Origin of the sequence: uncultured Tateyamaria sp. (genome assembly GCF_947488715.1) — a bacterium.
Lineage (GTDB): Bacteria > Pseudomonadota > Alphaproteobacteria > Rhodobacterales > Rhodobacteraceae > Tateyamaria.
Genome location: NZ_CANLAG010000003.1, coordinates 235,215 through 249,756 on the forward strand (window position 1 = coordinate 235,215; position 14,542 = coordinate 249,756).

A 14,542-nucleotide genomic window follows, 5' to 3' on the forward strand; every position below is an offset into this window, starting at 1 on the left:
GGGGGATGTTTCGTGAAGGATGAGCGTGCACAAGCCGAGTTGATTGCCCTGTTGCATGACATCGAAGGGTTCAGTGCGTTGTCGCCGGACATTCTGGAGCAGATGGCGCAGACGGCGGCCTATCGCGATGTGGCGCGCGGTGAGGCGCTGATCACCGAGGGCGAGGCGGCGGACACGTTGTATATCGTGTTGCGGGGTCGGTTTACCGTGTTGTCCGGGGGCCGTGCGATTGCGGAAATTCCCATGGGTGAGCCGATTGGCGAGTTGGCATTCTTTGCCGGCGGGACGCGCACGGCCACGGTTGTGGCGGCGCGTGACAGTCTGGTCATGTGTTTGACGCGTGCGGCCTATGACGCCCTGGCGGCGCGCACGCCTGCGTTGGCCAATGGGATTCTGGCAGCGGTGTCGCAGCGTTTGGCGCGCACCATTCCGGCCAGCCCGTGTTTGCGGCCCGAGGCGGGTCAGGTCTGTGCGGTGTTTCCGGCGGCGGGCGGGCAGATTGATCCGGCGTTCATGGATGGGGTGCGGCGTGCCTTTGACCCCGGTGCGGGGTGGCGGGTTCTGGATGTTGCGGCCTGTCCTGAGGACCTGCGCCGTGATCCGCGCGCCATGTCGCGTTGGCTGGATGCGCAGGAGGCGGAGCATGGCAGTCTGTTGCTGTTGTGTCCCGACCCGGAGGCGGAGCCGACCTGGGCAGCGGTGACGGCGAACAATTGCGATGCGGTGTATCTGGTGATGCCCAAGGCGGGCCGCTTTTCACCGGATCAGGGGCCATCGCCGTTGGAACGGCAGATCTATGATGCGACCCTGTCGGCGCATTTGCATCTGGTGTTGCATCGCCCGACCTTTGACACCTCTACGACGGGGACGGCGCAGTGGTTGGCGGAGCGGCCTGTGGGTCTGCATCACCATGTGGCGTTGGACCGGCCTGATGATTTCGCGCGTCTGGCGCGGTTCATGCGGGGCGAGGCGGTGGGGCTTGTGTTGTGTGGGGGCGGGTCCTTTGGCACGGCGCACCTTGGGGTCATCAAGTCCTTGCAGGAACATGGCTACAGCTTTGACTTTGTTGGGGGAACCAGCGTGGGTTCGGCCATGGCCGGAGCGCTGGCCATTGGGTTGCACCCCGATGAGATCATGGAGCAGTGCGAGGATATTTTCCTGAAGTCCAAGGCCATGTCGCGTCTGACAGTGCCGCGCTATTCGCTGTTGGACCATCACCGGCTGGATGAGGCGTTTCGCAAGCATTACGGCGCGTTCGATGTCGAAGACCTGCCGGTCAACTTTTTCGCGGTGTCGACCAACCTGACCCACAACGATGTCACCGTGATCCGCAGCGGCCCGCTGTGGCAGGCGATCCGCGCGTCGACGGCGATTCCGGGCGTCTTCCCGCCCTTTGTGCGCGACGATGGCGAGGTTTTGATCGACGGGGGGCTGATCGACAACGTGCCGCTGACTGCGATGCGCGATGCGAAACCCGGCCCGAACGTGGTTCTGAACTTTATGCCGGGCAAGCCGTGGACGGTGCGCGCAAAATACGAGGACCTGCCCAACCGGATGGAGGCGCTGACATCCTTGTTGCGCAAGCCGCGCAAGGGCGTGCCGCGCTATCCCACGGCTTTTGCGGTGCTGGCACGGGCCATGGTGGTCAACGCGCGCAAGCTGTTGCGCCAGATTGATGTGGGCGCGGACGTGCTGCTGAACATATCGGTTCTGCGCGGCATGAGCTTCATGAGCTGGAAGCGGGGCCGCGAGCTGTTTGAAGCGTCCTATGCCCAGATGGACACGGTGCTGTCGCAAATCCCCGAACAGGAGGATGCGCTGGCGCGGTTGCGGGCGGCGTCGGACGTGATCAATGCTGATCTTGAGGCCGACACGCCCTTGGCCCCGGTTCAGCCGCGCCGTTCGACAATCACGGAACCGACCGAGTAACCGGCCCCGAATGAGCAGATAATGCCGGTGTCACCCTCGGCCAGATCGTCCGAATACTGCGAAAAGGCGATGATCGACCCGGCCGAGGACGTGTTGGCATAGTCCTGCAGGATGTTGGGCTGTTCGCCGGGGGCGGGATCGCGGCCCAGGACCTTTTTGCCAATAAAGTCGTTCATCGACTTGTTGGCCTGATGCAGCCAGAGGCGTTTGAGTTGGTCGGCGGTCACGTCCTCGTCGGCCATGTGGCCTGCGATGTGCTGGCTGACCATGGGCAGCACTTCCTTGAACACCTTGCGGCCGTTTTGCATGAACTGCATGTCGCGTCGGTCGGCGAGGCCATCGGGGCGCGAACGGCGCAGGTAGCCGTTATTGTTGCGGATGTTGTTGGAAAACTCGGTGGCGCAGCGGGTCGATTTGATCTCGAAATGCGGGCCTGCGGCGTCTTCGCTGCGTTCGATCAGCACGGCGGTGGCCACGTCGCCAAAGATGAAGTGGCAGTCGCGGTCGCGCCATTCGAGGTGGGCGGAGCAGATTTCCGGGTTCACCACCAGCGCCGAGCGGATTGAGCCCGAGCGCACCATGTCGGCGGCGGCCTGGATCCCGAAGGTCGCGGACGAACAGGCGACGTTCATGTCAAAGGCAAAGCCCTGCACGCCCAGCAGGTCCTGGATTTCGATGGCCACGGCGGGGTAGGCGCGTTCGAGGTTGGAGGCGGCACAGATCACGGCGCCCACATCGGCGGCGGTCTTGCCTGCGGCCTTGAGCGCCTTTTGCGCGGCATCCACGGCCATTTCCGCCATGATCGACGGCTCGTCATCGCCGCGTTGGCGCAGGAGCGGGTGCATGACGTCCGGATTCAGCACGCCCGCCTTGTCCATCACGTAGCGGCGTTCGATGCCGGAGGCTTTGAGGATGAACTCTTCGGAAGAGTGGGGTTTGGCGTCGACCTCACCCGCAGCGATGGCATCGGCGTGTTCGGCGTTGAACTTGTCCGCGTAGGCGTTGAACGCCTCGACAAGTTCGGTGTTTGAGATCGACAGCTCGGGTGTAAAGACACCGGTGCCGGTGATGGCGGGAGTGAAAGACAAGGCGCGCCCCTTTAGGCTTGTTTGCGCAAACCTATCCATGGGGCGTGGGGGCTGCAAGGCTTGGGCAGATGTGCCGTTGCGGCGTTTGACTTGTGCGGCGGGGCGTGTCGGCGCAAGGTGCCCTGTGGGACGACAAGAGTGGAGAGCGCCGCCGTGCAATTGATTGAAAACCCGTACCGCGCGCAGGGGTTGAGCGGGATGGAGGCGGTGCCGTTTCCGTCGGTGGATGCGCAGGGGCCGCGCGGGTTGTTGGCCCGTTGCCCGCATGCGGGTGTGACGCCTCTGGTCGAGGCTGCGGGGTTGGCGAACCTGTTGGGTGTGGCGCAGGTGCAGATCAAGGACGAACGGGACCGTATGGGTCTGGGCAGTTTCAAGGCGCTGGGCGCGGCCTATGTGATAGCCTGCGACGCCGAGGACGGTGCGGCGCGGGGCCAGACCTATGTGACGGCGAGTGCTGGCAATCACGGGTTGTCGGTGGCGGCGGGGGCGGCGGCCTTTGGCGCGCGGGCGGTGATATTCCTGGCCGAGACGGTGCCGGAGGCCTTTGCCGACCGGTTGCGCGGGATCGGCGCAGAGGTGGTGCGTGCGGGTGCCGATTACGAGGCGAGCATGGAGGCCGCGATGGCCGAGGCCGAGGCGCGCGGCGCCGTGCTGTTGTCTGACAGTTCGTGGGACGGGTATTTCGCGCGCCCGCACCGGTTGATGGAGGGGTATAACGCGTTGATGGCAGAGGTGTTCGACCAGATGGCCACCCCGCCCACCCATCTGTTCTTGCAGGCAGGTGTTGGCGGTTTGGCGGGTGCAGCGGCGGCGATGGCGCGGGGCACCTGGGGGGCGGATGTGCACATCAGGGTGGTAGAGCCAGCGGCAGCGCCTGCGCTGATGGCGTCGGTACAGGCGGGCCGCGCGGTAGAGGCGCCGGGGCCGGTGTCGGCAATGGGGCGGCTGGATTGCAAGGTGCCGTCGCTGATTGCCTTGCGCGGGTTGGCGCGGGATGCGGATGCGTTCATGACCATCACCGAAGACGAAGGGTTTGCAGGCGCGCAGGCGGCGGCGGATCATGGGTTTGACAGCACGCCGTCCGGGGCGGCGGGGCTGGCCGGAGCGCTGGCGGGGCCAGACCTGCCCGGCGATGCGCGGGTGCTGGTGATCCTGTCGGAGGGGCCCGAGGCATGACATTTGAGGTCGCCGAATACGAAGCGCGGCTGGCGCGGGCGCAGGGCCTGATGGCGGCGGCTGGTCTGGATGCACTGATGCTGACCACGGAGCCGGAGGTGCGTTATTTCACCGGGTTCCTGACGCGGTTCTGGGAAAGCCCGACGCGGCCCTGGTTCCTGATCGTGCCTGTGCGCGGCAAGCCGGTGGCGGTGATCCCGTCCATCGGTGCGCCGCTGATGGGGGCGACGTGGCTGGACGATATCCGCACGTGGCGCAGCCCGGATTACGAGGACGACGGTGTGTTGCTGGCGGCCGCGACGCTTGCCGATCTGGTGCCTGCTGGGGGCGTGGTCGGTGTACCAAGTGGGCCGGAGACGCATCTGCGCCTGCCGCTCGACAGCTGGCACGCGCTGCACGCGGCGCTGCCCGACCGGACGTTTGGGGGTGATGCAGGCGTGATGCGCCGGTTGCGGATGATCAAGTCGGAGGCCGAGATCGACAGGATCCAGATCGCCTGTGCCATTGCCGACGCGGCCTTTGCCCGCGTGCCGGAGATCGCGGCGGAAGGCGTGCCGCTGTCGCATATCTTTCGCCGGTTCCAACTGCTGTGCCTGACCGAGGGGGCCGATTGGGTGTCCTATGTGGCGGGCGGCGCGGGGCCTGGGGGCTATGGTGACATCATCGCGCCCGCGACGGACGTGCCGCTGGCGGCGGGTGATGTGCTGATGCTGGACACCGGCGTGGTGCGCGACGGCTATTTCAGCGACTATGACCGCAACTGGTCCGTCGGCCCGCCCGACGCGCAGACCGCCGAGGCCTATGCGCGGTTGATCGACGCCAGCGACAGCGCCCTTGAGATCGCGCGCCCCGGCATCCGCGCCTGCGACCTGTTTCACGCCATGGACAAGGTGCTGACCGGCGGTGCGGGCGGGTCGGACGCCGGGCGCTATGGGCATGGGCTGGGCATGCAGCTGACCGAATGGCCGTCGCTGATCCCGGCGGACGAAACGGTGCTGGAGCCGGGCATGGTGCTGACGCTGGAGCCGGGGCTGGAACTCGCCCCCGGCCGGACCATGGTGCACGAGGAAAACATCGTGATCACCGAGGACGGTGCCGCCTATCTGTCGGTTCCGGCGCCCAGCGAACTGCCGGTGATCTGACATGGCCTATGCCTACACCCGCGCGCCGGAAGAGCGGCCCAAGCTGGGACTGATAGCCCTTCAGGCCGACCGCACGATGGAGGATGACTTTCGCCGCCTGATGCCCGCCGATGTCAGCCTGCTGGTGTCGCGCGTGCCGTCCGGGCTGGAAGTCACCCCCGACAGCTTGGCAGAGATGGAGGGGCACCTGAGCGCATCTGCCGCGCTGTTTCCGGAGGGCCACGGCTTTGCCGTGATCGGCTATGGCTGTACCTCGGCCACGGCACAGATCGGGGCGGAGCGTGTGGCGGATCAGGTGCGCAAAGGGGCCGAGACGGCCCATGTGACCGACCCTGTTACGGCCCTGATTGCCGCCTGTGCTGCCGTTCAGGCGCGCCGGATCGCCATCCTGTCGCCCTATGTGGCGTCGGTGTCCGACAGGCTGCGTCACGTGCTGGTGGCAGCGGGCATCGACACGCCGACCTTTGGCAGCTTTGACGAGGCCAACGAGGCGGCGGTGGCGGGGATTGACGCGGCCTCCATCACCGATGCGACGCTGGACATGATGCAGGGCGCACAAGTGGATGTGGTGTTTCTGTCCTGCACCAACCTGCGCACGCTGGATGTGATTGGCCCGTTGCAGGCGCGGCTGGGCGTGCCGGTGATGTCCAGCAATCTGGTTCTGGCCTGGCACATGCTGCATCTGGCGTGGCAGGGGCCGGGGCAGCCAGGCGGTTTGCTGGGCCTGAAATAACGAAATTCGCGCAGCGCCTTGTGTCCGGGGTCACGTCGGTGTTTTTCTATGCCCAGATTCAAGGAGATGACGGCATATGAAACTGGGTTGTATCGGCGACGATTTCACCGGGTCCAGCGATCTGGCCAATACGCTGGCCAAGGCGGGGATGCGCGCCACGCAATATACGGGCGTGCCTGCGGGCAACGCGGACCCATCCGTCGAAGCGGGTGTTGTGGCGCTCAAGACCCGATCGGTGCCGGTGGCCGAGGCGGTCGAGAAATCGCTGGCCGCGTTGCAGTGGTTGCAGGCGCAAGGGTGCACGCAGTTCTTTTTCAAATATTGCTCGACCTTTGACAGCACGGCGGAGGGCAATATCGGCCCCGTCGCCGATGCGTTGGCCGAGGCGCTGGAGGCGCACAAGGTTATCGTCTGCCCGGCTTTTCCCGGCACGGGGCGGTCGGTCTATCAGGGGCATTTGTTCGTGAATGACGTGCTGCTGAACGAAAGCGGGATGCAGAACCATCCGCTGACGCCGATGACGGACCCCGACCTGCGCCGCTGGCTGGCACCGCAGACGCGCTACAGCGTGGGCCATGTGGGGCCGGGGCCGGTCTTTGGCGGGGCTGCGGCGATTGCGGCGGCGCTGGAGGGGGAACACGGTAAAGGCCATCGCCACATCGTGGTGGATGCGATCCGCGACGAGGATTTGCGCGCCATTGGCGAGGCGGCGCGGGATCTGCCGTTGATCACCGGGGGATCGGGCGTGGCACTGGGCCTGCCCGCGAATTTCGGCTGTGTGGCGGGCGATGTCCCGTGGCAAGGGCAGGGGGGCCGCGCGGTGGCCCTGTCCGGGTCCTGTTCGGTGGCCACCCGGGCGCAGGTGGCGCGGCACGCCGCCTGGCACCCGGCACGCGAGATCGTCGCGGCGGATGTGATCGAGGGGCGTCTGTCCGCGCAAGACATTGCCACTTGGTTGCTGGATCAAGACGGCCTGCCGCTGGCCTATAGCTCGGCGGATCCCGACGATGTGCGGGCGGTGCAAGAGCAATATGGCCGCGAACGGTCGGCGGCGGCGCTTGAAGGTGTCTTTGCCGAGGTGGCGCGCCTGTTGCGCGCGGGCGGTGTGACGCGGATCATCACGGCGGGGGGCGAGACGTCCGGCGCGGTGGTCGAGGCGCTGGATCTGGGCACGCTCGAGATCGGGCCGGAGATCGACCCCGGCGTGCCTGCGCTGCGGGCGGGGCCGGATCTGGCGGTGGCGCTGAAGTCGGGGAATTTCGGGGCCGAGGATTTCTTTGAAAAGGCGGACGGGGTGTTGCGCGGATGAGCACGGAAACCGCATTGCGCGAACAGATATGCCTGCTGGCCCGGTCGCTGTTTGAACGTGGCCTGACCCATGGCAGCACGGGCAATATCTCGGCCCGGACCGAGGATGGCGGGCTGTTGGTGTCGCCCACGGGCACGAGTTTCGGGCGGCTCGATCCCGGGCGGTTGAGCCGGTTTGACGCGCGCGGTCAGCATGTGGCGGGCGATGCGCCCACCAAGGAGATGTCGCTGCACAGCGCGTTTTACGACACCCGCAGTACGGCGGGGGCCGTGGTGCACCTACACAGTTGCCACTCGGTCGCGCTGTCGATGCTGCCGGTGGAGGATGCGGCGAATTTCCTGCCGCCGCTCACGCCCTACGGCATCATGAAGCTGGGCAAGGTCCAGCTGTTACCGTTTTTTGTACCCGGTGATCCGGCGATGGGGGCGGCGGTGCGCGGGCTGGCGGGCAAGCGGTCGGCGGTGATGCTGGCCAATCACGGCCCGGTTGTGGCCGCCAAGGACGTCGAGGCGGCGTGCAACGCCATAGAAGAGCTGGAAGACACCGCGCGCCTGACCCTGATGACGCGGGGCATGTCCCCCCAGGGCCTGACAGAAGTTCAGGTGCAGGCAGTGGTGACCAAGTTCGACATCGCCTGGGACGACTGACGGGCGGTGACGGCCCTGTCATGGGAAAACCAGACCGTCCAACAGTGCATATTTTTGGAACAATGAAGGATCAGGCGCGCCTTTGCCTTCATTGTTCTTCAAATATGCAAATCCCGCGCCCGCCAAATAGAGTCAGGGTTGGATCGTGTTGCCGTCCGCATCAAAGAAGTGGGTGCGATCGGGATCGAAGCTGAGCCCCATGGTGTCGCCCACCCTGACGTCTGCATCACCGGAGATACGGACGTTGATCTGGCCCGCCGCGCCGCAGTCGAACAGCACGAAGGTGTCCGCACCAAGGTACTCGACCACGTCGATGCGTCCGTCGCACTGACCTGTACCGGCGTCGCCCGCTGTGATGTGTTCGGGGCGGATGCCCATTTGCGTGGCCCCTTGTGCCGAGGCCCGGTAAGGCCCAGTCCGTCCGCCCGGCACCGTATAGGTGTCGCCGGAGGCTGATGCGGCAAAGACGTTCATCTTGGGGCTGCCGATGAACTGCGCCACGAACACATTGCCCGGATGATTGTAGAGCTCGCGCGGGGTGCCAACCTGGATGATACGGCCCGCGTCCAGCACGACGATCCGGTCGGCCAGCGTCATCGCCTCGACCTGGTCGTGGGTCACGTAGATCATTGTGGCCGACAGCGATTGGTGCAGCTTGGAAATCTCGTGCCGCATTTCCACCCGCAGTGCGGCATCCAGGTTCGACAGCGGTTCGTCAAAGAGGAACGCCGTGGGGTCCCGCACAATCGACCGGCCAATGGCCACGCGCTGGCGCTGACCGCCTGACAGGTCTTTGGGCCGCCGGTCGAGATACTGGTCCAGCTTGAGCGTGTCCGCCGCCGCATCCACCTTGGCCGTGATTTCGGATTTCGGCGCACCTGCGGTTTTCAGTGAAAACCCCATGTTGTCGCGCACCGACATGTGCGGATAGAGCGCATAGGACTGGAATACCATCGACAACCCGCGTTTGCTGGGCGGCTGGTCGGTCACATCCGTCCCGTCGATGTCGAGCGACCCGCGGCTGATGTCCTCCAGCCCGCCGATCATCCGCAGCAAAGTGGACTTGCCGCAGCCCGATGGCCCAACAAACACCACGAACTCTCCGTCGTGGATGGCAAGGTCAACGCCCTTGATGACCTGCACTTCGCCATACCATTTCTCGACTGCGTTGAGTGTGATCGCGCCCATGATCAGGCTCCTTCCGTCTTGTGTGCCCATCCCAGCCAGATCGCGGCGGTCCAGGTGAACGAACTGCCCCCGGCGGGTGTGCCATCGCGGGGGTCGAAATATTCGGCAAAGCCGTGATCGGCGATCAAGTCCGCCGTGGTCTGCCGCACGACTTCGCCCTGGGGCAGGCCCATCTCTGTCAGCCCGGTGCCGATCATCATGTTCATCACGCCCCAGACCGGCCCACGCCAATATCGCTTGCCGTCAAAGCGCGGATCGGTCAGCGTCAGCGACGGCACGCCGTATTTGGCCTGCGCCATCACCTCGTCCAGACGGGTGCGCATGTCCGGGTGATCGATGCCCGCATACCAGCACAGGAACGACGCGTTGGTCACCGCATTGGCCCATGTGCCGCCCACCGCATCACGACCATCGAAACAGCCGATGTCGGGATTCCACAGGGTCTGCGCACCGGCCTCGAGCGTCGCGATCCACTGCTCCAGCTCGGTTACATCCCGGCCCATGTCACGCCCCAGCGCCGCAAGGTCGCGCGTGGCGCGCAGCAAGGTGAAGGTCATGGTCGGATCGGCCACCCGGAACGGCGTGTCCTCCAACAGAGCCGCCTCGTTCCAGCCCAGCCGCGCCCCGCGCTGCACCAGCCAGATGTAGCGGTCATAGTCGTATTTCGTGGGCCGCATCGACCCGTCCACATGGGTGGTGTCGCGGCGAGTGTATTCGCCAACCCCTTCGGGCGTGATCGCAGCCATCGCCGCATCCCAGTCTGGCGCATTGTCACGTCCCGCCTCCCACGGATGGGTGATGCACACCGCACCACGGTCCAGCCGCCAGTCTATGAACCAGCGGTGCCAACGCACCAGCCCGTCATAGATCCCCGCCATGCGGGCAGCCCCAAAATCCGGATCTTTGGCCAGCACCATGCGCGCCATGGTCGCCGCCACGGGGGGCTGGCTGATGCCCGAGGAGGGGATCGGCCCGGTGCCCTGCCATACATCATGGTTCGGGAAATATCCGTCATCGGGCACGTGGAACAGGATATGCGGCACCATGCCGTTCTCCCACTGGCCCGACATCAGCGTCTCCAGCTCGCGCCACGCACGGTCCAGATCGAACTCGGCAAAGCCGATGGCCGCAAAGGCGCTGTCCCAGTTCCACTGATAGGGATAAAGGCCCGAGGTCGGGATCGTATAAGCCCCCTTGTCGTTGCGCTGCAAAATGGCGCGTGCCTCTTCGTCACGCATGTCTGTGGATGTCATATCTCGCATCATCCTTTTACTGACCCGGCGGTCAGCCCTTTCGTCATGAAACGCTCAAGCCCGAGGAACAGGGCCATGATCGGCACGGTGGCGATCACGGCACCGGCCATCAGGTGCTGGCGCGGAATTTCAGAAGAGTTCAGCATCGCGACACCGCGCGTCAGCGTGAACTTGGACGGGTCGTCCAGCAGCATAAAGGCCAACAGGAACTCGTTCCAGGCGATCATGAAGACATAGAGCGACACCGAAACCATCGCAGGCAGCGACAGGGGCAGGGTGATCTTCCAGATCACTTGCAGGCGGCTGAGGCCGTCCATCAGCCCCGCCTCCTCGACCTCGCCCGGCAGTCCGCGGAAATAGCCCTGAAGCATATAGAGCGCCACGGGGATCGTGGTGACCGGATAGATCATCAAGAGACCCGGAATGGTGTTGCGCAGGCCCGTCATGGAAAAGGCGATGTAGATGGGCAGCGCCAGCACGATCATCGGCACCATGTAAATGAGCAGGATCGACCGCGAAAACGCCGCCCGTCCCTTGAACCGCAACCGCGCGACCGCATAGGCGCCCGGCACCGAAAAGGCGAGTGTGATCAACACGGTCAGCACGGACACATAGAAACTGGTCCACAGATAGCTGCCAAAGTTGAACTGCCCAAACAGTTCGAAATAACTGCGGAAGAGATCCAGGCCCCGGCTCAAATCAATCGAAAAATCGAGCGGGTTTTTCAACAGCGCCTGCTGCGATTTCAGGCTGGTCATCACCATCACATAAAACGGGATCAGCACTGCGGCAGTGAACACGATATAGCCAAAGCCGGTCAGAAAGCGGATCACTGCATCCTCAAACGCATGGCGTGTCAGGTCACCGGGATGCGCCTCGACCAGCATCACGCGCATGGGCCATAGGGTGAACACCCCAAACGCCACAACCGACAACAACTGCCAGCCCAGCGGCACGCCGTCGGTGAACTGCATCGGCGACAGCGGTGTGAACATCAACACCACCGACACCGCCACAAACCCCGCCAGCAAAAACGGCACGGCGCGCAGGTAAATCAACGCCAGACCGCCTCCCACGCCCAGGATCAGACAGCCCAGTGCACCGGGCCGAAACCCGAGGCCCGAGGCAAATGACAAGGTCACCGCCACAGTGACCGCAATCACGAACGCCCACAAAAGCCCGATCACACCGGCCGTCACGGCCCCATTGCGCAGGACACTCATGACACTTCCTTTCGCATCAAATACCTCGGGGTGAATTGGCCGTCAGGCCAAGAGGGGCAGCGCCCCGCGCCGCCCGCCGCAGGCGAGACGCAAACTTGTTTTGCGGCACCCATCACAGGCCCTCCTCCTGGCTGATGTATTTGAAGAAAAACACCGAGAACACGAGCAGCGTGGCAAAGACCACCACCGCCACCGCCGCCCCAGCACCAATGTTGGAAATCGCAAAGGCCTGCTCATAGACGTTCACGGTCAGCGTCCGCGTGCCCGCATTGCCTCCGGTCAGCAGGAAAATGTCGTCGAACTTGTTGAAGGTCCAGATGAACCGCAACAGGAACAGCACCGACAGAATACCCAGCAGCATGGGCAGCGACAGATACCAGAACTTCTGGAAGGGCGAAGCGCCGTCCATGTCGGCGGCCTCATACATGTCGGTGTCAATCGACTGCATCCGCGCAAGGATGAACAGGAAGGACAGCGGGAAATAGCGCCAGATCTCGAACACCGTCACCATGATCAAGGCCAAAGGCCGCTGGCCAAAAAAGTTGATCGGCGCCTCCACCACGCCCATCTGAATGAGCAGCGCATTGAGTGAACCGGAAAACGGATCAAACAGCGTGACCCAGGTGAACGCCACCGCGATGATCGGCGACACGTAGGGAAAGAGGTAAAGGCCGCGCAACACACCCTTGCCCGCGAATTCCTTGTTCAGGAGAAGTGCCGCAAAAAGCCCGATGACCAGTGCTCCGATGGTGCCCACCACCGTATAGAACACCGTGGCCCAGAGCACGGACATGAACTCCTTGCTGTCAAAGATGCGGGCAAAGTTGTCGAGCGTGAACTCGGCATTTGTCAGGATGTTGTCGCCCGATCCGGTGGCGGTCGGCTCCGACCCCTCGACGATGTCCTCAAGCACCTCAGGATCGCCATCCAGCGTCACGGGGATGCGCAGGCGTTCGTTGAAGCCGCCGGGCACGTCGCCGAAATCACAGAATAGCGTGTCACCGGTCAGCGCGCAGACCTGCGGCAGCGCGCCCAGCGTCACCCCGGCGGGGATCGTGTCGGTCAGGGTCAGCCCACGCACTTCTTTCTGCTGGGACGAATTGCGCACCCGGTATTCGATGCGGAAATCATCGCCACTGCTGCGCAGGCTTTCGCGGATCACGGGCGCCACGGGGCGCAGATCGGCAAGGCCCACAGGCTTGAAGCTGATCCAGAAGATGGACAGCAGCGGCAGGATGATCACGAGGCTCACGATGGCGATCGTGGGGAAAAGCAAGCTCCATGCGAGCCGCGCCTCGCGTCGCTCAAGCGCGCCGCGGGTGGTCGGTGGTGTCGAGGCCGTCATCGGATGTTCCGATTATGTGAGGATGAAAGGGTGAGGGGGCAGGCGCACCCGCCCCCTGAATGCCCGTCAGGGCTTAGTTGATCGACGACAGCTCGTCGTTCATCGCAGCTACGGCTGCGGCAGCATCAATCTCGTCGTCGATATACTGACGCACAATGCGGTTGATGGCCTGGCTGTTGATCATCTTGGAGGCGAGCGACAGCTGTCCCTCGGCAACGCCCCAGCGCTGGGCCACTTTCAGACCGCCGACGATCTCGTCCAGCATCTCTGCGGAATAGAGGTCTTTCATCGGGGCCTTGCGGTCCACACCCACAGGGATTTCCGACCAACCGGCCGAGAATTTGCCCGGCTCGTCCGCAGTGCCCGTGCGCACGGGGAACTTGCCCTCGGCCGCGATGGACAGTGTCTGCATATAGCCGTCATTCATCGAATATTCGACAAATGCCTGTGCTGTTTCGGTGTCTGCATCCGATGTGATGCCGAAATACCGGACATCACCCCAGGCCGCGCCATCGGGGTTCGAGGGCCCGGCAAAGTTGGTCACGATGCCCGTCTTGGCCGCCAGTTCCTTGGTCGTGGGATCATCGTTGATGGTGGGGGCGGCGCTGTCGCGCAGACCGGCCAGCTCATCCAGGATGAAGGGCGACCAGATGATCATCGCGGCGTCACCGGCGAAATAGATCTCGCGCGATTGCTTCCAGAAGAGTTCACCCGGAGGGGAGGCTTTGGCGATGGACTTGTAGAAATCCAGCACTTCGGTGGTTGCGGCCACATCCAGCGGCTGGAACCCGTCGGGACCCACAGGGGAGACACCGTTGGACAGGAACACGTGTTCCAGAACCTGGGACATGAAGTTCTCGTCGACCTTGGTTGCGGCGACGAAGCCATACATCTCTGGCGGGTTGTGCAAGGCGTCAAGTGCGGCCTGTACGTTGGCGTATGTGTTGGGGGCAGCAAGGCCCTTTTCCTCGAAGAGGTCGGCGCGATAAACGATCATCTGCGTCCAGCCGTCCACGGGCACGGAGGCCACGTCGCCGTCATAGTCGGCCATCGCCAGAGGACCGGCGGCAAAGGTATCGCGGCCCAGGTTTTCGACCACTTCGGTCGCGGCCTCGGTGTCGAGAATACCGGCCTCGGCCCAGGGCAGGGCGTATTGCAGGGTGTGATAGATCACGTCGGGCAGGTCACCGGCGGCAAAGGCGGCGGTGGCGCGTGTGCCCAGATCGTTTTCCGAAACGGGGATCACTTCGACGGTGTTGCCGGTCGCCTTCGAGAACTCTTCGGCCATGGCTTGTTGCTTGGCCAGACGTTCGGGCTGTTCTTCGGTTGTCCAGAACCGGATGTTGTCGGCCATGGCGGCGCTGGCACCCAGCACAAGCCCAAGCGCCGAACCCAGCAGCAGACGGCCGGTGAGGCCTTTGGTCGGTGTCATAAGTTTCTCCTCCCTTTAGGAAACTTGTCATAATTCGCTGATCCAACCGCGCAGGTTGGGTCGGATGCCATTTACCA

The 14,542-nt window shown here is 64.2% G+C and carries 12 protein-coding genes; 6 read left to right on the forward strand and 6 right to left on the reverse strand.

From position 1 onward, the window contains the following. Nucleotides 1-12 precede the first annotated feature (12 nt). Nucleotides 13-1,929, forward strand: coding sequence for a patatin-like phospholipase family protein (locus tag Q0936_RS09080; RefSeq protein ID WP_299296870.1), 1,917 nt, complete (start codon nucleotides 13-15; stop codon nucleotides 1,927-1,929). Here the strand turns inward: Q0936_RS09080 and Q0936_RS09085 are convergent. After that, nucleotides 1,890-3,017, reverse strand: coding sequence for a beta-ketoacyl-ACP synthase III (locus Q0936_RS09085; protein WP_299296868.1), 1,128 nt, complete (start codon nucleotides 3,015-3,017; stop codon nucleotides 1,890-1,892). The two genes, Q0936_RS09080 and Q0936_RS09085, sit on opposite strands and share 40 nt — an antisense overlap. Nucleotides 3,018-3,215: 198 nt before the next feature. On the opposite strand from Q0936_RS09085, the gene Q0936_RS09090 reads away from it, so the two are divergent. The 5 genes from Q0936_RS09090 to Q0936_RS09110 all read left to right on the forward strand — a co-directional run bounded on the left by Q0936_RS09090 (nucleotide 3,216) and on the right by Q0936_RS09110 (nucleotide 8,024). Continuing rightward, nucleotides 3,216-4,193, forward strand: a complete 978-nt coding sequence (locus tag Q0936_RS09090; protein ID WP_299296885.1) for a pyridoxal-phosphate dependent enzyme — start codon at nucleotides 3,216-3,218, stop codon at nucleotides 4,191-4,193. Beyond that, entirely contained in the window at nucleotides 4,190-5,335 is a 1,146-nt protein-coding gene (locus tag Q0936_RS09095) for a Xaa-Pro peptidase family protein (RefSeq protein ID WP_299296867.1), read from the forward strand. The genes Q0936_RS09090 and Q0936_RS09095 overlap by 4 nt, the downstream gene beginning before the upstream one ends. Nucleotide 5,336: 1 nt before the next feature. Further along, the gene (locus Q0936_RS09100; RefSeq protein ID WP_299296866.1) at nucleotides 5,337-6,068 is read left to right on the forward strand and encodes an Asp/Glu racemase; all 732 of its coding nucleotides are present in this window, start codon (nucleotides 5,337-5,339) and stop codon (nucleotides 6,066-6,068) included. A gap of 76 nt (nucleotides 6,069-6,144) precedes the next feature. Continuing rightward, nucleotides 6,145-7,377 (forward strand): 3-oxo-tetronate kinase, encoded by a 1,233-nt coding sequence (gene otnK / locus Q0936_RS09105; RefSeq protein WP_299296864.1) that lies wholly within the window; start codon nucleotides 6,145-6,147, stop codon nucleotides 7,375-7,377. Continuing rightward, nucleotides 7,374-8,024, forward strand: coding sequence for an aldolase (locus Q0936_RS09110; RefSeq protein ID WP_299296862.1), 651 nt, complete (start codon nucleotides 7,374-7,376; stop codon nucleotides 8,022-8,024). Before otnK ends, Q0936_RS09110 begins: the two co-directional genes overlap by 4 nt. Before the next feature lie 132 nt (nucleotides 8,025-8,156). Here Q0936_RS09110 and ugpC read toward each other — a convergent pair whose 3' ends face one another. The 5 genes from ugpC to Q0936_RS09135 form a co-directional block, all read right to left on the reverse strand. Next, complete coding sequence (ugpC, locus tag Q0936_RS09115) at nucleotides 8,157-9,212, reverse strand: sn-glycerol-3-phosphate ABC transporter ATP-binding protein UgpC (RefSeq protein ID WP_299296860.1); 1,056 nt, start codon at nucleotides 9,210-9,212, stop codon at nucleotides 8,157-8,159. A gap of 2 nt (nucleotides 9,213-9,214) precedes the next feature. Further along, complete coding sequence (locus tag Q0936_RS09120) at nucleotides 9,215-10,465, reverse strand: hypothetical protein (RefSeq protein WP_299296858.1); 1,251 nt, start codon at nucleotides 10,463-10,465, stop codon at nucleotides 9,215-9,217. An 8-nt stretch (nucleotides 10,466-10,473) separates the two neighbouring features. After that, entirely contained in the window at nucleotides 10,474-11,688 is a 1,215-nt protein-coding gene (locus tag Q0936_RS09125) for a carbohydrate ABC transporter permease (RefSeq protein WP_299296856.1), read from the reverse strand. Between the two features lie 112 nt (nucleotides 11,689-11,800). Next, a complete protein-coding gene (locus tag Q0936_RS09130) occupies nucleotides 11,801-13,033 on the reverse strand; it encodes a sugar ABC transporter permease (protein WP_299296854.1) in 1,233 nt (410 codons plus the stop codon). A gap of 73 nt (nucleotides 13,034-13,106) precedes the next feature. Continuing rightward, nucleotides 13,107-14,465 (reverse strand): extracellular solute-binding protein, encoded by a 1,359-nt coding sequence (locus tag Q0936_RS09135; protein WP_299296852.1) that lies wholly within the window; start codon nucleotides 14,463-14,465, stop codon nucleotides 13,107-13,109. Nucleotides 14,466-14,542: the final 77 nt, after the last annotated feature.

Coding starts and splice junctions, on each gene's coding strand:
- Q0936_RS09090 (WP_299296885.1), top strand. CDS start 3,216: ATGGAGGCGGTGCCGTTTCCGTCGGTGGATGCGCAGGGGCCGCGCGGG.
- Q0936_RS09095 (WP_299296867.1), top strand. CDS start 4,190: ATGACATTTGAGGTCGCCGAATACGAAGCGCGGCTGGCGCGGGCGCAG.
- Q0936_RS09100 (WP_299296866.1), top strand. CDS start 5,337: ATGGCCTATGCCTACACCCGCGCGCCGGAAGAGCGGCCCAAGCTGGGA.
- otnK (WP_299296864.1), top strand. CDS start 6,145: ATGAAACTGGGTTGTATCGGCGACGATTTCACCGGGTCCAGCGATCTG.
- Q0936_RS09110 (WP_299296862.1), top strand. CDS start 7,374: ATGAGCACGGAAACCGCATTGCGCGAACAGATATGCCTGCTGGCCCGG.
- ugpC (WP_299296860.1), bottom strand. CDS start 9,212: ATGGGCGCGATCACACTCAACGCAGTCGAGAAATGGTATGGCGAAGTG.
- Q0936_RS09120 (WP_299296858.1), bottom strand. CDS start 10,465: ATGACATCCACAGACATGCGTGACGAAGAGGCACGCGCCATTTTGCAG.
- Q0936_RS09125 (WP_299296856.1), bottom strand. CDS start 11,688: ATGAGTGTCCTGCGCAATGGGGCCGTGACGGCCGGTGTGATCGGGCTT.
- Q0936_RS09130 (WP_299296854.1), bottom strand. CDS start 13,033: ATGACGGCCTCGACACCACCGACCACCCGCGGCGCGCTTGAGCGACGC.
- Q0936_RS09135 (WP_299296852.1), bottom strand. CDS start 14,465: ATGACACCGACCAAAGGCCTCACCGGCCGTCTGCTGCTGGGTTCGGCG.